Below are 20,130 nucleotides of genomic sequence, written 5' to 3'. Positions count from 1 at the left end.
TCCGGTCTTCCCCGGGGCCGCCGTTCGAGCGGCCCGGGGAAGACCGGCGGCCCGGCCGCCTACTGCCCGTAGACGCCGAACTCCCAGAGGGAATAGCCGAACTGGGTGCCCCGGACGGTGCCGAGCAACCGCACCCAGCGCCCGCTGCCGCTCACCGGGACCTGCACATCACCACCGCGCCCGGCGGTGGACGAGGCGATCGTCTGCCAGGAGGACGTGCCGTCGGGCGAGACCTGGATCTGCCAGGAGGACGCGTACGCCGTCTCCCAGTCCAGTTCCACCTGGGTCAGCGTGCGGGTCTGCCCGAGGTCCACGGCGAGGGACTGCGGGTCACCGGAACCACTGGCCCAGCGGGTGTCACGGTTTCCGTCGACCGCGTCGGCCCCCACCATCGTGCTGCCCGCCTCCACGCTGGACGCCTGCACCGGCCGGCCCAGCGCCAGATTCACCCGCGGCGCGGTGGTGGCGGCGCCGAAGACACTCAGCGGCACGGCGTCCGCTATGGCCTGCATCCCCAGGTCATTGGGGTGCAGGTGGTCGCCGGAGTCGTAGGAGGGCAGATACGCCTGCGGGTCGGACGGGTCGTGCGTGGCGGCGTCGACGTCGTTCACCGCGTCGCAGCCGCTCGACGACGTACGCAGGAACGCGTTGTACGCCTCCCGGACGTCCTCACGGCTCTGTGTCCACCCGGTGGTGCCCTTGAACGGGGTGAGCGTCGAGCAGAGGAACCCCACACCCCGCGCATGGGCGGCCGTCACCAACTGCGAGGAGGCGGACTCGATCTGACCGATCGTCGGCGGGTTGGAGTTGAGCAGGTCGTTGATGACGTCGTCGCCGAAGACCACCCACGTCACGCCGGACTGGTCCAGGACGTCGCGCTGGAAGCGCGTGGTGGCCTTCTGCCCGCCGCCGTCGAAGATCAGACCGTTCCCGGAGATGCCCTCGTTGATGACACCGACCGCCCGGCCGCTGTCCAGCAGCCGGTCCGAGAACAGGTCGGGCCACCGGTGGTAGGCGCCGAACGTCGAGGAGATCGCGTCGGTGATCGACGCGCCGAAGGCGACCACCGCACCGGGCGAGGCGGCGTTCTGCACGTCCAGACCGGCCAGGAAGCTGGTGTTGGTGTCGCTCTGGGCTCCCGAGAGCACCGCGGAGCCGCTCTGGTCGCCCGGCGCGACGTAGTTCGTCACGTTCGCGGTCTGATGCCAGGTCGACAGCGCCGACTGCGGGACGTAGAAACTCACCGCGAGGTCGGCGTCGGAGGGGACGGCGAACGCCACGCCGTCGCTGACCGCGCTGCCCCCCGCGGGGATCGTCACCGACGAGGCGCCGCCGAAGGTGACCGTGCGGTCCGTCGAGGTGTCGACCGCGCCATTGGCACCCGGCTCGGCGAGGTGGACGTCGGAGAGCGTCACGGGCGCGCTGCCGAAGGCGTTCGAGAGGTGGATACGCGCGCTCGTACCGCCGATGCTGGTGTGCACCGTCTGCCGCAGTGTCTGCTGGGCGAACGTGGCACCCGCCGACTGCATCGCGGTGCCCCAGGTCCCGGTGAAGGGGGTCGCGGCGGCACGCGGTAAACCGGCGGGACCGGCGGGACCGGCGGGACCGGCGGTCGAAGCGGCGGGACCGGCGGGACCAGCGGTCGAAGCGGCGGCCGGTCCGGCCACGGCCAGGGGGGCCAGGGGCACGACCAGCCCCAGGGGGAGAAGCAACGGAGGCAGAACCCTGCCCAGAGCCCTTCGCATGTGGTGCGTCCTTCCATCGGGGAAACGGGAACCCAACGGGCGGGGCGACGCACGATCCGTTACGACGCCCCGCACTGCCGGACCCCGGACAGGACACGATCCCGCGCGCCGAACGGTTCACCCGGGCGCGCCCGGGGCGTCCGCGCCGCGGGTGGTGAGAGCGGGCGACGCTGGGGTCGGGCGAGGTCAGGTGAGGGCGGCGGCGAGGCGCGCGATCTGCGCGGGCCCCACCCGGCAGCAGCCGCCGATCAGGCGGGCGCCGGCGGCCTCCCAGCGCCGGGCCGTCCCGGGGTCGAAGGCCGAACCGCCGGACCAGCGGCGCGCCTGCCCGTCCCACTCCTCGCCGCTGTTGGGATAGGCGACGGCGGGCTTGCCGGTGACCGCCACCGCGGTCCTGACCGCCGGCTCGACGTCCCCCGGAGCGCAGCAGTTGACGCCGACCGCGACCACCTCGTCACGGTCCGCCGCCACCGCGAAAGCCTCCGCCAGCGGCTGGCCCGCGCGGGTCCGGTCGCCGGCCACCGTGTAGGACAGCCACACCGGCACCCCCGTCCGCTCCGCCGCCCGCAGCATCGCCTCCGCCTCATCGGCGTCCGGCACCGTCTCCAGCGCCAGCACATCCGGGCCCGCCTCCGCCAGCGCCTCGATCCTGGGCCGGTGAAAACGCTCCAACTCCCGCACCGACAAGCCGTACCGCCCCCGGTACTCGCTCCCGTCCGCGAGCATCGCACCGTAGGGTCCGACGGACGCCGCCACACGTACGGGGGGCTTCCCCTCCCCCCTCCCCTCCCCCGCCCCCGTCCCTTCCGCCCCGCTGCTGGCCGCCGCGTCGCGGGCCAGGGTGACGCTGCGGTGCAGCAACCGCGTCGCCTCGGGCCGGCTCAGCCCGCGCCGGGCGAACCCTTCGTAGGTGGCCTGGTAGCTCGCCGTGATGAGCACCCGTGCCCCCGCCCGCAGGTAGGCGGTGTGTGCCGCTTCGACCTGGGCCGGCTCGTCGGCGAGCAGCCGGGCCGACCACAGGGCGTCGGACAGGTCGCAGCCCTGTGCGGCGAGCTGGTTGGACAGGCCGCCGTCCAGGAGCAGCGTGCCGCCGTGGCCGAGGAGCGGTTCGGCGGCGGGCGGGGGCACGGGAGGGGTCATCGCCGTGTCAGCTCAGCTGGGACTGGACCTGCGCGGAGATGAGCTCCAGGTGGTCCAGGTCCTTCGGGTCGAGGATCTGGAGGTAGAAGCGGGTGGAGCCCTGTTCGGCGTACCGCCCGATCTTGTCGACCACCTCGGCCGGCGAACCGGCCAGGCCGTTCGCCTTGAGCTCGTCGACCTCCCGGCCGATGGCGGCGGCCCGGCGGGCCACCTCCGCGTCGTCCTTGCCGACGACGGCGATCAGGGCGTTGGAGTACACCAGATCGCCGGGGCCGCGGCCGGCGGCCTGGAGTGCTTCCCGTACCCGGGCGAACTGGCGGGCGGTGTCCTCCACCGATCCGAAGGGCAGGTTGAACTCGTCGGCGTAGGCCGCGGTGAGCTCCGGGGTGCGCTTGGCGCCCATACCGCCGATGAGGACCGGGACCTTGGGCTGGGCGGGCTTCGGCAGCGCCGGGGAGTCCTTCAGCTGGTAGAACGTCCCGTCGTAGTCGAAGGTCTTCCCGACCGGGGTCGCCCACAGTCCGGTGATGATCGCCAGCTGCTCCTCCAGCCGGGCGAACTTCTCCTTCGGGAAGGGGATGCCGTAGGCGGTGTGCTCCGCTTCGTACCAGCCGGCGCCGATGCCGAGTTCGACCCGGCCGCCGGACATCTGGTCGACCTGGGCCACTTCGATGGCCAGCACGCCGGGGAGCCGGAAGGTGGCGGCGGTCATCAGGGTGCCGAGTTTGATCCGGCTGGTCTCGCGGGCGAGGCCGGCCAGGGTGATCCAGGCGTCCGTGGGTCCGGGCAGGCCGTCGCCGTCGCCCATCGACAGGTAGTGGTCGGAGCGGAAGAAGGCGTCGAAGCCGAGGTCTTCGGTGGCCTTGGCGGCGGCCAGCAGGGTGTCGTAGGTCGCGCCTTGCTGGGGCTCGGTGAAGATTCGCAGGTCCATTCCTCCATCCTGCCCGCATCACGGTGTACCGCGTCAATCGCCTCCCTGGCTGGTCAGCTCCTTGATCCGGTCTTTGGCTTCGTCGACGGCGTCGAGCGCTTCGATGCAGTTCCAGTACGCCGTCTCGTCCTCGGCGGTGCGGGTGACACCGACGAGGGTGAGGCTGATCTCGCCGAGCAGGGTGCGCAGTGCCCGCAAGGTGGCGGCCCGGTCGCGTACGGCGGTGAGACGGGCGGCCCGGGGCGGGCCGGCGCCGGTGGTGGTGATCGTGGGTGCGGGTCCGGCGCGGGCCACGGGCTGTGCGTGGCTGTCGCCGAGGAGGTGGCTGATGGCTTCGGTGAGTTCACAGGCCTGCCAGGCTTCGGCGATGACGTGTTCGGGCTGGGGGTCGCTCCGCAGTGCCCGTTCTGCCTCGGTGATGAGCCGGGTGGCGTCCATGGTGGTGCCCCTTCGGTCCGTCGCGGCGGGTTCGGTGACCGCCGCCCTGATGTCACTCAGCGTGACACGTGGAGGGCGGGGCGGAAGGGGCGGTCCGTGGATCTGTGGACAACTCGCCGGTTGTGGACAACTCGGCCACCCTCACGGGTGATGTGCGCGGCCCGGGGCAGCGGTCTCAATCCTGCTCCGGCGGCCCCAGTACCGCTCCCGGCCGGGGGAACCGCAGCTCGTTGCGGTCGATCTTCGCGTCGAGCGCGGCTGCCGGGTCGACGCCGAGGACCGCGCAGAACTGCAGCAGGTAGGCGAGTACGTCCGCGACCTCGTCCCGTACGCGGTGGGCGCTGTCGGGGTCGTCCATCACGGCCGCGGCCTGTTCGGGGGTCAGCCACTGGAAGATCTCCAGGAGTTCCGATGCCTCGACGCTCAGGGCGACCGCGAGGTTCTTCGGGGTGTGGAACGGCTCCCAGTTGCGGGCGGCGGCGAAGTCGACGAGGCGGCGCTGGAGGGCCGCGAGGTCCGGGGCGTGGGGTTCGGTCACCCGGACTGGTCTACCTCATCCTCGCGGTCGCCGCCCGCGCGGTGCGCGGTTTGTCCCTGGGTGAGGCCGAGGGTGGTGACCGAGACGCCGCCGATCCGGTCGAGGCAGGCGGTGTCGCGCACGGTTCCGAGGAGCCGGATGTGGCCGCGGGCGGCGGCCACGGAGGCCAGTCGCAGGAGTTCGCCGGTCTGCCGCTTGTCGAGGCCGAGGTCGAGTCCGTCGGCGATGACGGTGAGCACCTGGCCGGCCGGCAGGAGTTCGGTGCTGGTGTCGACGTCGAGGACGCCGGGTCCGGTGAGCAGGACCAGGGCGAGGGCGAGGAAGCGGAGTTCGCCGTCGCCGAGCCGGTCGATGGGGATCAGGCCGAGGGGGCCGCGGTCGACGGCCGCGATGGTGCCTGCGGTGGGGAGGCGGCCGTTTCCGGTGAGGGCGGCGGGCAGGGTGGTCAGTCCTTCGACGGGTGGGCTGCACACGGCGCGTACCGCGTTGACCAGGGCGGCGTGCCGGGTGACGCATTCACCTTCGGTTCTGGCCAGGACGGCGGAGAGGTTGTCGCAGGCGGCGCGGAGCCGGCCGTCGCCGAGCGGTACGGGTGCGCGCATGAGTTCGGGGCGGGGGGCCACGGGGAAGACACCGCGCAGGGCGACCACGACTTGTTCCGCCGCGGCGAGGACGAGGCGTTGTCCGTCGGTGCGGCCGGCGACGCGCAGGGGCAGCAGCGCGGTGGCGAGTCTGTCGTCGGGGAGCGGGGCGCGGGTGACGGCGACGACTCCTGCGGTGTGCCAGGCGGCTTGGACGGTGGGGCGGGAGGGGTCGCGCAGGGCGGTGGTGAGCAGGGTCTCGCCGCCGGCGCTGAGCCGTTCGCCGACGATCCGCAGGGTGGGTTCCGCCTGGACGGCGACGTCGAGGCGGACCGGGCCGACGGGACCGGTGACGGTGCAGCCGATGCGGAAGCCGCGGCGGCCTTGGGCGTCGGGTTGGGCGGCCTGCGGGACGCAGGCGGCGGCGCCGCCGCGTACCGCGGCGCCGAACACCTCGTGCAGTCCGGCGCCGCAGGCGAGCCGGCCGAGTGCGCAGAGCCCTTCGAGCACGCTGGACTTGCCGGTGCCGCTGCCGCCGGTGAGCAAGGTGAGCGGGCCGAGCCCGAAGGTCGCTCCCCGGTGCTGTTTGAAGGCCGAAAGCCGCAGTTCGGTGACGACGGGTCGGTGCTGCGTGGTGCTCATGGCCGCGAAGGTAACGACCCGGAGGGGTGCCGAACCGTTCAAGCGGCTTTCTCGTCCTTCGAACGAGGGACAACACGGGCGAACGAGGGACAACGGAGCATGACCGGCGTCCGGCCGACGGGGAGTTGGCGCCCCTGGCACGCCGGGACACACGCACGGGTGCGCGGAGCGGCTCGTACGCCGGGCATGGGTGAACGGAGCAGCCCGTGCGCGGAGCCCCGGTGAACGGAGCAGCGCCTACGCGGAGCACCGGTGAACGGAGCAGCGCGTACGCCCGGCACCGGTGAACGGAGCGCCGGTGCCGGTAGCGTGGCGAAGGTGACCGAGACCACCACCAGCTATGCCGCGCTGCTGCGCGGCATCAACGTCGGCGGCAAGAACAAGGTCCCCATGCAGACGCTGCGGGAGATCGTCGCCCAGATCGGCGGTTCGCGGGTGCGGACGCATCTGCAGAGCGGCAACGCCGTCTTCGTGCACGAGCAGCGCGATCCGCTGCGGGTGGCGGCGGATCTGCGGGAGGCGCTGCTCGCCGAGCTGGGGCTGACGATCGCGGTGCTGGTGCGTGACCACGCGGATCTGCGGCGGGTGGTGGACGCCAATCCGTTCGCGATGGGGGGCGTCAACGGGTCCCGCTTCATGGTGGTGTTCCTGTCGGGGCCGGCGCCGGCGGACCGGCTGGCGCTGATCGACGCGGCGGCGTACGCGCCGGACGCGTTCGCGGCCGGGGAGCGGGAGATCTACGCCCATTTTCCCGACGGCATGCGGGACTCGAAGCTGGCGGCGCTCTTCACCGACCGCAAGCTGGGGCTGACCGCGTCGGCGCGCAACTGGAACACGGTGACGAAGCTGCTGGCGATGAGCGAGGACGTACGGCCGGCGTGAGCCGGTGGGGTACGGGACCGTGCGCGGCTGCCTGGGCCCGCGCGGTCCCGTACCCCGTACCTTCTCCGGCGTGCGCCCGTCACCCGGCGGCGAGCGCCTCCTGTGCCAGGTCGTCGCCCGCCGCCGCTTCCGTGACGGGGATGGCGATGGCGGTCTCCTCCTCGGGGACGACGAAGACCGGGTCGCCGTGGCTGAGGCCGACCTTCTCCCGGTACATCCGGGAGCGCAGCAGGGTGTCGCCGACCCGGACGTGGTAGTCCCAGCAGTCACCGTGGTAGATGCTGAACTCGACGGTGCCCTTCCAGCCGCGGCCGCTGGGGTCCTTGCGGGACAGCACCAGGCTCTCGGGGCGGATGAAGACGTTGACCTGGCTGCCGACGTCGGCCCGGCCGGTGGTCAGACAGCGCAGCCGGCCGTTGGCGAGGCTGATCTCGGCCATGTCCTCGGCGGCGGACTGCACGGTGCCGGGGAGGCTGTTGGAGATGCCCATGAAGCGGGCGGTGAACTCCTCGCGGGGGCGGCGGTAGATGTCGTGGGCGTGGCCGCGTTCGACGATGCGGCCCTGGTCCATGACGATGACCTCGTCACTCACGGCCAGTGCCTCGTCCTGGTCGTGGGTGACGAAGACGGTGGTGATGCCGAGCCGCTGCTGGACCGCGCGGATCTCGTCGCGGACCCGGTCGCGCAGGCCGGCGTCGAGGTTGCTGAGCGGTTCGTCGAGCAGCAGCACCTCGGGTTCGCGGGTCAGGGCGCGGGCCAGTGAGATGCGCTGCTGCTGGCCGCCGGACAGGGCGGGGGCCGGGCGGTCGGCGAATTCGGTGAGGCCGACCATGTCGAGTGCTTCCATGGCGCGGCGCCGGGCGGCGGCCTTGGGCAGCTTCTTCTGTCCCGACTGGAGCGGGAACATGACGTTCTGCACGGCGGTCATGTGCGGCCAGACCGCGTAGGACTGGAAGACGACGCCGATGGGGCGGTGGTGGACGCCGACGTAGACGCCGTCCTCGGGGGCGCACATCAGCCGGTTGCCGATCCGGATCTGGCCGGCGTCGGGGCGCTCCAGGCCGGCGATCAGCCGCAGGGTGGTGGTCTTGCCGCAGCCGCTGGGGCCGAGCAGGGTGACCAGTTTCCCTTCGGGTATGTCCAGGTCGATGCCGTCCACGGCGTTGCGCGACACGGTCCGTCCCGGGTAGCGCTTGGTCAGTCCGCGTACCTCGATCACGAGACTCTCCTTCGAGTGCTCACTGGCGGTTCAGCCCGGTTCTCCTGGTGAGGAGGCGGACGATGGCGACGATCACGGCGAGGAAGGCGACGATGACCACACCGAGGGCGGCCACGATCGGGTAACTGCCGTTGGACCACTGCTGGTAGATCGTCACCGACACGACTTGCGTGCCCTGGGTGTAGAGGAAGATCGCCGCCGAGATCTCGCGGAAGGCGACGATGACCGTGTAGAGGAAGGCGGCGGCGAGGGAGGGGGCGAGCAGGGGGACGTAGATGCGCCAGAAGGTGCGCACCCATGATGCGCCGCTCGCCGCGGCGGCCTCTTCGAGTTCGTCCTTGATCTGGGACATGCCGGGCACGATGTACCGCAGTCCGTAGGGCAGGCCGATGGTGACGAAGGCGATGACCAGGATGGTCAGGGTTCCGTAGAGGTGGAGCGGGATCGGGGCGGTCAGGTACCAGTAGAGGATGCCGACGCCCATGACGACGCTGGGTACGGCCAGCGGGATGGTGGCCAGGCCGTCGAGCAGGCCGCGGCCGCGGGCCTTGGTCTTGACGGTGATGTAGGCGACCAGGGAGCTGAGCACGGTGACGATGGCGCCGGCCAGCAGTGCGGTGATCAGGCTGTTGCGTACCGAGGAGACCAGGCCCGGGGTGTGCCAGATCTCCCGGTAGTTGGAGAAGGTGAGGTGGTGCAGCGCGGAGATGGACGGTGGTTCGTAGCCGGGCAGCAGCGACGACCAGATGAGCATCAGCAGCGGGAGGGCCACCGCGACGATGAAGAAGAGGATGAACAGGGCAAGGCCCATCCAGCGCCAGCGTCCGATGTCGGTGCTGGTGGGGCGGAAGCCCTTGCCGGTGATGGTCTGGGCGCCGGCGCCCGAGCCGCCGAGCCGGCGGGACATCCACAGTCCGGCGGCGGCGACCACCAGGATGAAGACGCCGATGACGCCGACGGTGCCGTAGTCGGTGGGGAACGCCTGCAGCGCGTTGTAGATCTTGCTGACGAAGACGAAGGTGTGGCCGGGGACGCCGATGAGCTGCGGCACTTCGAAGGTGGAGATGGTCTGGACGAACATCAGCAGCACCGCGGAGAGCACCGCGGGGCGGATCAGCCGGGCGGTGATGGAGCGGAACACCCGCCAGGGTGAGGCGCCGGAGGCCAGCGCGGCCTCTTCCAGTGAGGAGTCCATCTGGGTGAAGGCGGCGGTGCCCATCAAGAACGCGACCGGGGTGACGTGCATGGACTGCACGAGGACCATGCCGGCCAGGGAGTAGATGTTGAACGCCGGCAGATGGATGTCGCGCAGCAGCACGTTGAGGGCGCCGGTGTGCGGGGCGAAGAGCAGCGCCCAGGCGACGGTGTTGAGGATGCCGGGGATGATCAGCGGCACCAGGGCGGCGACCTGGGCGAAGAACTTGGCGGGGGTGTTGGTCCTGGACACCAGGTACGCCAGGCCGAAGCCGATGACGGTGCTGATCAGGGCGGTGGCGGCGGCGTAGAGGAAGGAGTTGCCGACGAGCGTCCAGAAGTCCGAGGTGCCCAGGGTCTCGGTGTAGTGGCGGAAGGTCCAGTCCACCGGTCCGGTGCTGAGGAACTGCGACTGGAGGCTTGCCACCGCCATGGTGCCGGCCGGGACGATCGCCAGGTAGGCGACGACGATCGCGACCACGGCCAGCAGCAGGTTGCGCGGGTCGCGGAACCAGTTCAGCAGACCGCCCGCGCGGCTGCGGCGCGGTGTGTCGAGGGTGGGAAGTGGCGCTGGGCGGGACCGGCTGAGCAAGCTCATGGCATGGCCGTCCTCGGGGCTCGGAGTGGGTGGGTGCCGGGGGGGATGGAGACGTGGCGGGTCCGGTCACGGACGCGGACGGCGGGAGGGGTCCTGCCGCGGAGACTCAGATGGCGTGCAGGGCCTTCTGGTACTCCTGCAGGTACCGGTCGTACGTGTCCGCGGTGATGACCGGCAGGGACCACGCGGGCTTCCACTTCGCCGGGTTCCACACGCTGGTGTCGTTCTTCGCGGCGGTGTCGAGCGAGGTGTGGTTGGTGATGCTGACCACGTTCGCCTGGCCTTCCGGGGACATCAGCCAGTCCATGAAGAGCTTCGCCGCCGCCGGGTGCGGGGCGTCGCGGGCGACTTCCGCGAGGGCGGCCGCGGCGGGCTGCGGGTCGGTGTTGCTGAACGCCATCCGGGTGGGCGTCTTCTTGGCGAGGGACGCGGCCTTGTAGGCGTACGCGTTCACCGAGGCCAGCGGTTCGCCGGACTGCACCTGAGTCAGGGACTGGGTGTGGCTCTCCACCAGCAGCGGGGAGTTGGCGCCGAGTTTCCTGACCAGTTGGAGGGCCTTGTCGTGCCCCATGGAGGTGATGAGGCTTTCATACCAGTTGATGGCCGACGGGTCGATGGAGAAGCGGCCCTTCCACTGGGGTTCGGTGAGGTCCTCGATCGTGGTCGGCGGCTGCAGGTGCTGCGCCTTGACGCCGCTGGGGTTGTAGGCGATGGCGCTGGTGAGGATGTACACCGCGTTGCCGTAGCCCTTGGGCAGATTCTGCAGCTGGGCGGGGAGCGGCGGCACCTGCGGGGGTTCGTACGGAGACAGGGTGCCGGCCTGGATCAGCTGGTAGACGGGCTCGCAGTCGGCGGAGATGACATCCGCGTTGTACTTGCGGCCGCGCTGCTCGGTGACCAGGCGCGAGGGCAGCTTGTCGGCGCTCAGCCGCAGGGCGTCGACCTTCACCCCGGGGTAGCTCTTCTGGAAGGCGGAGATCATGTCGTCGACATCGGAGTCGGCGAAGGTCGTGTACCAGACGACCTTGCCTTCCTGCTTGGCCTGCGGGAGGAGCTGCTCGGGCTGCTGGGCGGGCTGGATGTCGTTGCTGCCGCCGATGGCACTGCTCCCGCAGGCGGTGAGCATGCCGGCCAGCAGCAGGGCCCCCGCGGCCAGGGGCGCGCGGCGCCGCATCCTGCCCGCCCTTCGTTGTCTGACTTCGTGCATACGGTCATCCTCCATTTGGGGGCCCGGAAAAGAGCTGGCCAGTGGCCTCTTTTCGCGGGGGTTGCCTCCTCGAAACCAGTGACATTGTGGGCTGTCGGTATGACCATTGCAATAGATAGAACATAATTGGATGAACGGAGAGTGCGCCGGCGGCGGCGCCCGTCAGGCTCCGGCGGTCACATGGAGGGCGTGTTCGCCGGTCCGGCCGGCCGCCGTGCGCAGCGCCGTGTCGGCCTCCGCCAGGGCGAAATGATGGGTGGTCAGGAGGTCGAGCCGGTGCCGGCCGGAGCGGATGACGTCCAGCGCCGCCTCCACCGACCGGTGGTCGTGCCCGCGCGCTCCGGCCAGCCGCAGTTCACCGCGGGCCACGGCCGTATACGGCAGGGCGGCGTTACCGGCGGATCCCGGGGCGGCGAGCAGGACCGCGGCCCGCGGGGCCGCCATGCGGACCGCCTCGGCGAGCGTGCCGGGCTGCGGCGACAGGTGCACGACGGTGTCGGCGCCCCGGCCGCCGGTCAGCGCCCGCACCTCGGCGACCGCGTCCTCCTCGTCGGCGAAGACCACATGGTCGGCGCCCAGGTGCTTGGCCAGGTCGAGGCGGCGCAGCTGCGCGGTGCCGCCGACGACCACCACGGCGCCCGCCCCGGCGTGCCGGGCGGCCGGTACGCAGGCCAGCCCCTGCCGGGACGGCCCGTGGATGACCACGGTGTCGCCGGGGCGGGTACGGGCCTGGCGGGCGATCCAGCGGATGCCGTTGGCGAGCGGTGCGAAGAGCGTGGCGACCCGCGGGTCGACGCCCTCGCCGACCCGGTGGACCACCGCCCGCGGGTGCAGATACAGGTACTCGCTCAGCCCGCCGTACAGGCCGGGCGCCAGGGCAACGGGCGTACGGCCGTAGCCCGGTGGCCGGTCGGCGCCCGGGGTGCGGGCGATCCGGCAGCCGCGGTGCTCGCCGCGCCGGCAGGGGCCGCACGCACCGCAGGACAAGAACTCCTCCACCGCGATACGGTCGCCGGGTCCGACTCCCCAGCGTTCGGCGGCGGCCGGGCCGACGGCGGTCACCCGGCCGATGATCTCGCGGCCGAGGATGACACCGCCCGGTCCTGAGGTGTAGCGGCGCCAGTCGGCGCCGCGCACGCCGGTTGCCTCTACCCTGAGCAGGCCGTCGTCGGGTCCCAGCCGGGGCAGCGGCAGTTCGTACAGGCGCGTGGTGCCGGCCCCGCCGGTGACGGCCGCGCGCGACACTCCGGCCGGCCACGGCCGGGACAGTGCACCGTTCACGCTCGTCTCGCCCCCAGGGCCTATTGGTCATACCGTAAGCCGGTAGAATAGGACCGTCAACGTCTACGGAAGGAACCTTCATGGCCCCTCGCCGCCCGGAAAGCAAGCCGGTGGACGGCAAGTCGGGCGGGCTGCTCAGCCCCGTCACCGACCGCCGGATCTCCGCACTCATCGTCGACCAGGTGCGGTCCCTGATCCACGAGGGCAAGTTGACCCCGGGCGACCGCCTGCCGCCCGAACGCGAGATGTGCGAGCGGTTCGGCGTGAGCCGGGTGACCGTGCGCGAGGCGCTGCGGGTGCTGGAGGCCAGCGGCCTGGTGGAGATCCGGGTGGGCGCGCACGGCGGCGCCTTCGTCACCCAGCCGACCAGCGACCGGGTCGGCGCGAGCATCACCGACCTGCTCACCTTGTCGTCGGTCACCGCCGCCGATGTCACCGAGGTCCGCCTGGTGCTGGAGGTCGGCATCATCCCGCACCTGTGCGCCAACGCCGACGACGAGGACATCGAGGCGCTGCTGGCCATCTGCGACCGGCAGGAAGAGGGCCTGAACAGCGGGACGTACGACGTCGCGCTCTCCGCGGAGTTCCACACCCGGCTGGCGGCCAGCACCCACAACACCGCCTTCGAGATGCTGATCCACACCTTCCACGGCCCGCTGCTGATGTCGCTGGCGACCGCGCAGAAGACCGCGCCGGAGATGGGGCGGCGCGGCGTGGAGGAGCACCGGGAACTGATCACGGCGATCCAGCAGCGCGACACCGCGGCCGGCGAGCGGATCATGCGCGAGCACCTGAGCCGTACCGCGGCCCGGCTGTGCCTGGACGAGCCGAAGCGCAAGGCGCCGCGCAAGGTGGCGGCGGCGAAGAGCTGACGGCCGCGGCGGGCCGGTGCGGGCCGGTCCGCCCAGGGGCGGAGGTGGTGCGGTGCGGTGCCCGGTTCGGTGCTCCGGCTGCTCGCCGCTGTGCTCAGCGCGGTGCCGCGCGACCCATGAACAGGCAGGTGTAGAACGCCTTCCAGGCGATGTCCACCTCGGTGATCCCCGCCGCCCGGTAGCCGTCGAGGTGGTCCTCGATGCCGGGCAGCGGCCGGTCGTGGTGGTGGGTGCCCGCCGGGCGGGGCGGGGTGAACTTCTTGCGGGCCGAGCGGAAACGCCGGTTCCAGACCTCCTCGGGGGCGATGTGATCGAGGTTGACCAGCCACCCGCCGCCGGCCAGCAGCCCGGCCGCCTCCTGGTAGAAACCGTGCAGTTCGGCGCGGTCCAGATGGTGGCTGGCCCGCGAACTGGCGATCAGATCGGCGTCCCCGGGCACACCCGCCGCCCGCAGTTCGGTCATGTCACCGGGACGGAACTCCACCCGGTCACCGAACCGGGCCAGTTCGGACCTGGCCCGCTCCAGCATGGTCGGCGACGCGTCCAGCCAGACGCCCCGGGCACCGGGAAACGCCTCAAGCAGCACCGAAAGGAAGGCGCCGCCGCCACCGGCCACATCGACGATCAGCCGGGGCTCGGGCGTCTCCTCGGCCACCACCCGCGCCGCGATCAGCCGCGGCAGCGCCAGCAGATCGTGCTCCCCGCGCGGATCGGCGGCCAGCCACGCCCCGGCGAAATCCGGGTCGGACCACACCGCGGCCGCCGAACGGCTCCGTTCCGCCATGTCGTCCCCAACTCCTCGTGCTCCGCCCCGCGTCCACGGGGCCGCTCACTGACACCGCACCGGTCAGCGGGCCGGTCACCGCACCCGTCACTGGGCGGCGTCGTACTCCGGTGCGTTCTCCAGGTACGTGACGGTGTCGTAGCCGAGCTGCTTGAAGAGCCGGTTCTGGGCGGAGATGAGGACCAGGGGCTCGCCGTCGGCCGAGAAGTGCTGCGCGACGGTGTTGTGCGGGACGTAGAGGGTGTCGCCGGCCTTGATCTCGTGGCGGGTCGGCTCCTTGGCGATGCGGGCGTAGTACTTCTCGGCGATCTCCGCCTCCACCTCCCAGTGCAGGCTGTAGCCGCCGCCGGAGCGGACGTAGAGCACCTCGTCGGCCATGTGCCAGCGCTTGCCGGAGCGGCTGCCGGCCGGGATGTCGAGCACGAAGGCGTCGACGCTGAAGGTACGGACGTCGTCGCCGGGGGCGGAGAGCACCCGCACCTTGCCCAGCGGCGTGGTCTCCCACTTGGTGTCGCCGACCTTGACGACCTTGCGGAGCTTGTCGACGTTCGGCGTCCAGACCTGCGACCAGTCCTCGCGGGGCCCGAAGCGGTCCTCGTTCTCCACCGGGCCGCTGCGGCCCTGCTGGATCAGGCCGAGGTACATCCACATCGACTTGGCCTTGAAGATCAGGCAGCGGGCCATCTCGTCGTACGGGTTGAAGTGCCGGTGCACGGAGTCGGTGTGGACGATCACCATGTCGTCCTTGGCCCACTCGTAGCGCTGGTCGTCGTGGATCTCGTAGCCGGCGCCGTCCAGGATGTAGAAGGCGGCCTCGTTCTGGTGGCCGTGGCCGTGGTTCGAGGAGTGCGGCGGCAGTTCCACGAAGTGGACCTGGAGGCTCTGGGTCAGGAAGGGGTCGTCACCGGGGCCGATCCGCCACCAGGTGCGCGATTCCGCGGAGTCGCCGGAGTGGCCGACCTTCGCGTCGTCCACCACGATCGAGTCGTCCCGGACCCGGGGGGCGTCGAGCTGGCTGCGGCGGAACTCCTTCAGTCCGTACGTCTCCGATGTGATGCCCCGGAGAAAGACCCGGCCCTTCTTGCCACTCATACGGCTCTCCTCATGGTCGCGACCTCGCCCTCATTGGCCTAACCGTTATATCAACGTACCTCTGGGCCGTCAACGAGCCGGACGCTATGGCATAATGGTATGACGTTAAGCGTCGACGCGTGAGAGGAGTCGCGGTGAGCGGCAACGGGACACTGATCATCGGCGCCAGTCAGGCGGGCCTTCAACTGGCCGTCTCACTACGGCAGTTGGGCGACACCGCACCGATCACCCTGGTCGGCGCCGAGACCCACCCGCCCTACCAGCGGCCCCCGCTCTCCAAGGAGTTCCTCACCGGAACCGCCGGGCCCGACACTCTCGCGCTGCGGACGCCGGCCTTCTACACCGACAACCGGATCGACCTGGTCTGCGGCGAGCGGATCACCGCGGTGGCGCTGCCGGGCCCGGCGGGCGCCGGCCTCGCGGCGACCGCGAGCGGGCGCGAGCTGCGCTTCGACCGCCTGGCGCTGACCGTCGGCGCGCGGCCACGGCGGCTGCCGCTGCCCGGCGCGGGCCTGGACGGGATCTGCCGGCTGCGCGACCACGCCGACGCCGCCGACCTGCGCCGACGCCTGCCCTCGGCGCGGCATGTGGTGGTGGTCGGCGGCGGGTTCATCGGCCTGGAGGCCGCCGCCGCGGCCCGCGCGCTGGCCGGCGCCGCCTCGGTGACCGTGGTCGAGGCCGCCGACCGGCTGATGGGCCGCGCGGTGGCGCCGGTGGTCTCGGAGTTCTACCGCCGGGCGCACCAGCGCCGCGGCACCGAGGTACGACTGGCCACCGCCGTCGCCGCCTTCGAGGGCGCCGGCGGCCGGGTCACCGCGGTCCGGCTCACCGACGGCACCCTGCTCCCCGCCGACCTGGTGCTGGTCGGCGCCGGCGTGGTGCCGCGCACCGAACTCGCCGAGCAGCTGGGCCTGGCCGTCGACGGCGGCATCGTGGTGGACGCCTACGCCCGCACCAGCGACCCCTCGGTGGTCGCGGCAGGCGACTGCACCACCCGGCCGCACCCGCTCACCGGGGAGGGCAGGTTCCGCCTGGAGTCGGTGCAGAACGCCATCGCCCAGGCCCAGGTCGCCGCCGCCACCTTGCTCGGGCGGTTCGAGGAGACCCGTACCGTGCCGTGGTTCTGGTCCTACCAGGGCGACTTGAAGCTCCAGATGGCCGGTCTTTCGGCCGGACACGACGGTTATGTGGTCCGCGGCAGCCTGGACGACGAGAAGTTCTCCGTCCTGTACTACGGGCACGGCCGGCTGCTGGCGGTCGACGCGGTCAACCGGCCCGCGGACTACATGGCGGTCCGCAAGGCGCTCGGCGACGGCGCGACCATCGACCCGGACCGCGCGCGGGACGCGGAGGTCCCGCTGAAGTCCCTCATCACCACCCGGGTGGAAGCGGGTCTGCCCGCCTGAGGCGGGCACCCCTCTCCGCCCTCCCCGCTCCCCCATTCCCGGCTCACCTCCGGCCGGAAAGGCATCCCACCGGCTCCCGGCCGGAAGGGCAACTCCCCCCCCGGCCCCCCGCCGGAAGGGCATCACCGCCGGCCCCGGCAGCACCCCGCTGCCGGTCCGAAGGGCACGGCCCAGGACCGTTCGCGCAATTTCTGCGCGACTCCTTGTCCCATGGTGCCGTAACGGAATCCGCGACCGGCGCCGCACGGAACTCCGCACCGGAATCCGCGACGGGCGCCGCCGGTCCCGCGCCGGTCGGCCTCGACGTGGCGCCGGTGGCGCCGCGGCAGGTGGTGGCCATCGGCTGGGTGGTGGGGCTGCTGCTGGTGGTCTACGTCTTCGGCTTCGAGGTCGCCATTCCGGCGTTCTTCCTCGTCTACTTCGGAGTGATGAGGGCGTGGCGCACCGCGCTGATCAGCGCGGTGGCCATGTGGGCCGTCACCTACGGGCTCTTCGAGATGGCGCTGGGCGTGCCGCTCCCGCACGGGCTGCTGTGAGCGGTACGAGCCGCGCGACACGGCCGGGGCGGGGCCGGGATCGTCTCCCGGGCCCGCCCCGCCGGGCACGGCGCCCCGCCGCACGCCGGCGGTCACCCGTGAGCGGCGGGCGTCACCTCGGTGCTGAAGACCAGCGACTTGATGGTGACCGGCACGGTGTTGGACGGGTGGCGGACCCGGCCGATGTCGACGTAGTCGAAGTCCCGCAGGCTCAGGCCGTCCACGACCAGCAGTTCGCCGGTGACGTCGAGTTCGTCCCGCAGCAGCCGCCCCAGCGTCATGGCCACGTCCCCGTCGAGCACGACGTACACCGGCCTGCCGCGGGCGATCCGCCCGGCGAGGCCGTCGCGGACGCCGCGGGCGAAGGCGATCAGCCGGTCGTAGCGCGGTTCGCCGCGCCAGCCCAGCGCGAGCACGATGTCCGCGTCGGTGGTGTCCGCGCCGAGCGCGGCCAGTTGCCCGCGGATCGCCGCGGCGAGCGCCTTCGCGTCCACCTCAGCCGTCAACTCGTAGGCAGGCTTGACAACTTGGAGGTTACGGCGGGGCAGCAGCCGGTCGGGGTCCGTGATGCAGCCGGTGTTGCCGCTGAGCTGCACGCTGTACTCGGACGCGCCGAGCGCGGTGGCGCGGATGCATTCGCCGGCCGGCAGCAGCGGATACGGCAGCGCCCCGGCGTCCACCCGTCGCCGCAGCGCGCGCCCGAGCGGCTTTCCGAGGTCCCCGAAGTCCCGGGGTTCCCGGTCGTAGACGTACTCCGCGACGCCCCCGGAGAAGACCACCCCGTCCACCGCTCCCGGGTTCCTCAGCGGCTCGGTCAGCCAGAGGGATTCCCCGCCGGGGGAGTTGGGTGTTCCGCCGTCCGGGGAGGGCGCCGGGAGCGCGGCGAGCAGTGCTTCGGCCATGGTGTCCGCGAGCCGTTCGATCTGCTCCGGGCTCACCCGGCCGCCGAGGTCGAGGGTGAGGCCGGCCCGGGCGGCGTGGGCGCGGCCGGCGGGCTCCAGGCGCACCACCTCGCCGGTGTCGTCGTACGCGAGGAGCCGGCCGCCGATGTGCAGGGCCGCGGTGGCGACGATCCGGCCCCGGTCCAGCAGTGCCAGCTTCGTCGTGCCGCCGCCGATGTCGACGGTGAGGATGCGGGCGCCGGTGTCGTAGGACGTCCTGGCGGCACCGGACCCGTAGGCGGCGAGCATCGCCTCCATGTGGTGGCCGGCCGCCGCGGTGACGAGTTCACCGCCGCGCTGGGCGAGGACCCGGGTGATCGCCTCGGCGTTGCGGCGGCGCAGCGCCTCACCGGTGAGGATGACCACCCCGGTGTCGACCTCCTTCGGGTCGACGGCGGCGGCCTCGTACGCCCTGTCGATGATCGCGCCCAGCGCCTCCGCGTCGATCCGCTCGGCCCCGGTGTACGGGGTGAGCGCGACCGGTGAGCGGTAGACGTTCTCCCGGCGGATCACGATGTAGCGGCTGGTGAGTTCCTCACCGATGCGCCGCATGTGCAGCCGGGAGAAGACCACTTGGGTGCCCGACGAGCCGATGTCCATGCCGACGCTGTGCAGTACGACATTGTCCTGCTGCCAGATCGGGTTCTCCTCGATCGGCGCGAGCGGTTCGTCGTCGTGGTCGTGATCGTGGTCCGGGACGTACGCCGAGTACACCGCGGGGGCGTGGGTGTGATGGTGGTGGTGCCCGTGGGCGTGCGGCTCGGCGGGACTCACGGACGGGCTCCTCGCGGTCGGTACGGCGGGGCGGCCGGCCGGGCGTTGCTCGGGGGCGGCCCGGCCGGGGGACGGAAAGGGAGCCGCAGGTTACGGCTTGGGCGGCAGCGAGGCCAGCTCCGCCTCGTAGGCCGCGTCCATCTCCGGCTTCTCGCCGTGCTCGGCGAGCGCCTGGCGGAAGGTCTCGCGCACCACCGGCGACTCGTCGGCGTAGTCGATCTGGTCACCGCCGATACGCCGGCTGATCCACGCCTTCGGCACGCCCTGGGCGTTGCGCAGCGACACCGCCTCGTGCTTGAAGGCGAGGTAACGGCCGGGCTCGGTACCGGTGTTGAAGTGCTGGTGGAACCAGAGGTTCGGCGGGACGATGAGCGTGCCGGGGCCCCAGTCGTACCGCTTGGGCTCCTCGCCCTCGGGCCACATCAGGCTGTAGCCGGTGCCGGACAGGATGATGACGTGCGCGCCCGGGCCGTGCCGGTGGCCCTTCTTGTACGTCCGGGTGGGGAACTGCGAAATGTGGCTGTTCATCGAGCCCTTGGCCATCGCGAACCGGATGTGGCCGCCGCCGGCCCCGCGCTCCTTGGCCTCGATCAGCGGCAGGTTCACCGCGTCCGCGACGAAGTTGGTGTCGAGCAGCAGGCCCTTCTGCTCACCCTTGGGGGCGAAGTAGTCGGGTTCGCCGGCGAAGCGGCTGGGGAAGTCCCGTTCGGTGTGGAAGACGAAGTCCACGTCGTCGTAGAGGTTGATCACCGGCGGCAGGTTGGTGGACGACACGAACCGCGCCGCCTCCCGGCCGGAGCCGTTGAAGTGCTGGTGGTGGGCGTTCAGCGGGATCGCGAAGAGCGAGTTGGGGCCCCATTCGAAGGTCACCTCGGCGCCGGCGTCGTTCCACACCCGGGTCGACCCGTGGCCGTCCAGGACCAGGATCATCTCCTCGAAGAGCTGCCGCTGCGGGGCGAGCTGCCCGCCGGCCGGGATCTCGCAGACGTAGCAGTCGTTGGAGGTCCTGGTCGCCTCGTGGTTGATGAACACCCCGCGTCCGCCGCGCCGCTCCCACGGCTTGAGCTCCACCGTGCGCAGGTCCTGCACATAGTGGGCGGCGATGATGTCCAGCCCCTCGGCGGCCACCCAGCGGGTGTACGGGGACTCCTTCTCGGTGGCGAACTTCGCCGCGAGGTTGTCGTTGACAATCGCCTCACTGGACATGGGGGTAGCCTTCCTGCCGGCACTATTGGTAGGACCATACGGCCAAAAATTTTGGCCTGTCAACGGGGGTGCGGGCTGCTTGTGCGTGCACGGACACCTCTGGTCTAATGGACATACCAACGG

Annotated in this window: 18 protein-coding genes; 4 read left to right on the top strand and 14 right to left on the bottom strand. The window is 71.7% G+C overall.

Features of this window, described 5'->3' with window-relative positions:
• Positions 1-59: 59 nt before the first annotated feature.
• The 6 genes from OG552_RS27855 to OG552_RS27830 form a co-directional block, all read right to left on the bottom strand.
• A complete protein-coding gene (locus OG552_RS27855; protein WP_329137520.1) occupies positions 60-1,529 on the bottom strand; it encodes a discoidin domain-containing protein in 1,470 nt (489 codons plus the stop codon).
• Positions 1,530-1,931: 402 nt separating this feature from the next.
• The gene (gene mmuM / locus OG552_RS27850; protein WP_329137518.1) at positions 1,932-2,885 is read right to left on the bottom strand and encodes a homocysteine S-methyltransferase; all 954 of its coding nucleotides are present in this window, start codon (positions 2,883-2,885) and stop codon (positions 1,932-1,934) included.
• Positions 2,886-2,892: 7 nt separating this feature from the next.
• On the bottom strand, positions 2,893-3,816 hold the full coding sequence (locus tag OG552_RS27845) for an LLM class F420-dependent oxidoreductase (protein WP_329137516.1): 924 nt from the start codon (positions 3,814-3,816) through the stop codon (positions 2,893-2,895).
• Between the two features lie 33 nt (positions 3,817-3,849).
• Complete coding sequence (locus OG552_RS27840) at positions 3,850-4,254, bottom strand: DUF6099 family protein (protein ID WP_329137514.1); 405 nt, start codon at positions 4,252-4,254, stop codon at positions 3,850-3,852.
• 175 nt (positions 4,255-4,429) lie between these two features.
• Positions 4,430-4,792 (bottom strand): nucleotide pyrophosphohydrolase, encoded by a 363-nt coding sequence (locus tag OG552_RS27835; RefSeq protein WP_329137512.1) that lies wholly within the window; start codon positions 4,790-4,792, stop codon positions 4,430-4,432.
• Entirely contained in the window at positions 4,789-6,015 is a 1,227-nt protein-coding gene (locus OG552_RS27830; protein ID WP_329137510.1) for an AAA family ATPase, read from the bottom strand. The genes OG552_RS27835 and OG552_RS27830 overlap by 4 nt, the downstream gene beginning before the upstream one ends.
• A 318-nt stretch (positions 6,016-6,333) precedes the next feature.
• Here OG552_RS27830 and OG552_RS27825 point away from each other — a divergent pair, with 318 nt between their 5' ends.
• Positions 6,334-6,897, top strand: a complete 564-nt coding sequence (locus OG552_RS27825; protein WP_329137508.1) for a DUF1697 domain-containing protein — start codon at positions 6,334-6,336, stop codon at positions 6,895-6,897.
• A 79-nt stretch (positions 6,898-6,976) separates the two neighbouring features.
• Here OG552_RS27825 and OG552_RS27820 read toward each other — a convergent pair whose 3' ends face one another.
• From OG552_RS27820 to OG552_RS27805, 4 genes are all read right to left on the bottom strand, one after another.
• Positions 6,977-8,116 carry an ABC transporter ATP-binding protein gene (locus OG552_RS27820; protein WP_329137505.1) on the bottom strand — a complete coding sequence of 380 codons (1,140 nt, stop codon included), beginning with the start codon at positions 8,114-8,116 and terminating at the stop codon, positions 6,977-6,979.
• A gap of 19 nt (positions 8,117-8,135) precedes the next feature.
• A complete protein-coding gene (locus tag OG552_RS27815) occupies positions 8,136-9,908 on the bottom strand; it encodes an ABC transporter permease (protein ID WP_329137503.1) in 1,773 nt (590 codons plus the stop codon).
• Positions 9,909-10,014: 106 nt separating this feature from the next.
• A complete protein-coding gene (locus OG552_RS27810) occupies positions 10,015-11,115 on the bottom strand; it encodes an ABC transporter substrate-binding protein (protein ID WP_329137501.1) in 1,101 nt (366 codons plus the stop codon).
• A gap of 162 nt (positions 11,116-11,277) precedes the next feature.
• Positions 11,278-12,396, bottom strand: coding sequence for a zinc-dependent alcohol dehydrogenase (locus OG552_RS27805; RefSeq protein WP_329137499.1), 1,119 nt, complete (start codon positions 12,394-12,396; stop codon positions 11,278-11,280).
• An 80-nt stretch (positions 12,397-12,476) separates the two neighbouring features.
• On the opposite strand from OG552_RS27805, the gene OG552_RS27800 reads away from it, so the two are divergent.
• Complete coding sequence (locus tag OG552_RS27800; RefSeq protein ID WP_329137497.1) at positions 12,477-13,268, top strand: FadR/GntR family transcriptional regulator; 792 nt, start codon at positions 12,477-12,479, stop codon at positions 13,266-13,268.
• Between the two features lie 94 nt (positions 13,269-13,362).
• Here OG552_RS27800 and OG552_RS27795 read toward each other — a convergent pair whose 3' ends face one another.
• Both OG552_RS27795 and OG552_RS27790 read right to left on the bottom strand, forming a co-directional pair.
• Positions 13,363-14,052, bottom strand: a complete 690-nt coding sequence (locus OG552_RS27795) for a class I SAM-dependent methyltransferase (RefSeq protein ID WP_329137496.1) — start codon at positions 14,050-14,052, stop codon at positions 13,363-13,365.
• Between the two features lie 87 nt (positions 14,053-14,139).
• Entirely contained in the window at positions 14,140-15,144 is a 1,005-nt protein-coding gene (locus tag OG552_RS27790) for a cupin domain-containing protein (protein WP_329137494.1), read from the bottom strand.
• Positions 15,145-15,278: 134 nt separating this feature from the next.
• Between OG552_RS27790 and OG552_RS27785 the strand changes: the two genes are divergently transcribed.
• Positions 15,279-16,550, top strand: a complete 1,272-nt coding sequence (locus OG552_RS27785) for an NAD(P)/FAD-dependent oxidoreductase (protein WP_329137492.1) — start codon at positions 15,279-15,281, stop codon at positions 16,548-16,550.
• Positions 16,551-16,864: 314 nt separating this feature from the next.
• Positions 16,865-17,086, top strand: coding sequence for a tripartite tricarboxylate transporter TctB family protein (locus OG552_RS27780; RefSeq protein WP_329137490.1), 222 nt, complete (start codon positions 16,865-16,867; stop codon positions 17,084-17,086).
• 92 nt (positions 17,087-17,178) lie between these two features.
• On the opposite strand, the gene OG552_RS27775 is transcribed toward OG552_RS27780, so the two are convergent.
• Positions 17,179-18,801, bottom strand: a complete 1,623-nt coding sequence (locus OG552_RS27775; RefSeq protein WP_329137488.1) for an ethanolamine ammonia-lyase reactivating factor EutA — start codon at positions 18,799-18,801, stop codon at positions 17,179-17,181.
• A 90-nt stretch (positions 18,802-18,891) separates the two neighbouring features.
• Entirely contained in the window at positions 18,892-20,007 is a 1,116-nt protein-coding gene (locus OG552_RS27770; protein WP_329137485.1) for an ethanolamine ammonia lyase-activating protein, read from the bottom strand.
• Positions 20,008-20,130 lie beyond the last annotated feature (123 nt).

Origin of the sequence: Streptomyces sp. NBC_01476 (assembly GCF_036227265.1) — a bacterium.
Taxonomy (GTDB): domain Bacteria; phylum Actinomycetota; class Actinomycetes; order Streptomycetales; family Streptomycetaceae; genus Actinacidiphila.
The sequence above is the reverse complement of the archived record's forward strand: the minus strand, read 5'-3'. Positions and strand labels throughout refer to the sequence as shown.

What these genes read in the sequence shown, in the direction of transcription:
- mmuM (WP_329137518.1), bottom strand. Translation starts at nt 2,885, where the DNA reads ATGACCCCTCCCGTGCCCCCGCCCGCCGCCGAACCGCTCCTCGGCCAC.
- OG552_RS27800 (WP_329137497.1), top strand. Translation starts at nt 12,477, where the DNA reads ATGGCCCCTCGCCGCCCGGAAAGCAAGCCGGTGGACGGCAAGTCGGGC.
- OG552_RS27790 (WP_329137494.1), bottom strand. Translation starts at nt 15,144, where the DNA reads ATGAGTGGCAAGAAGGGCCGGGTCTTTCTCCGGGGCATCACATCGGAG.
- OG552_RS27845 (WP_329137516.1), bottom strand. Translation starts at nt 3,816, where the DNA reads ATGGACCTGCGAATCTTCACCGAGCCCCAGCAAGGCGCGACCTACGAC.
- OG552_RS27810 (WP_329137501.1), bottom strand. Translation starts at nt 11,115, where the DNA reads ATGCACGAAGTCAGACAACGAAGGGCGGGCAGGATGCGGCGCCGCGCG.
- OG552_RS27830 (WP_329137510.1), bottom strand. Translation starts at nt 6,015, where the DNA reads ATGAGCACCACGCAGCACCGACCCGTCGTCACCGAACTGCGGCTTTCG.
- OG552_RS27795 (WP_329137496.1), bottom strand. Translation starts at nt 14,052, where the DNA reads ATGGCGGAACGGAGCCGTTCGGCGGCCGCGGTGTGGTCCGACCCGGAT.
- OG552_RS27855 (WP_329137520.1), bottom strand. Translation starts at nt 1,529, where the DNA reads ATGCAGTCGGCGGGTGCCACGTTCGCCCAGCAGACACTGCGGCAGACG.
- OG552_RS27770 (WP_329137485.1), bottom strand. Translation starts at nt 20,007, where the DNA reads ATGTCCAGTGAGGCGATTGTCAACGACAACCTCGCGGCGAAGTTCGCC.
- OG552_RS27840 (WP_329137514.1), bottom strand. Translation starts at nt 4,254, where the DNA reads ATGGACGCCACCCGGCTCATCACCGAGGCAGAACGGGCACTGCGGAGC.
- OG552_RS27815 (WP_329137503.1), bottom strand. Translation starts at nt 9,908, where the DNA reads ATGAGCTTGCTCAGCCGGTCCCGCCCAGCGCCACTTCCCACCCTCGAC.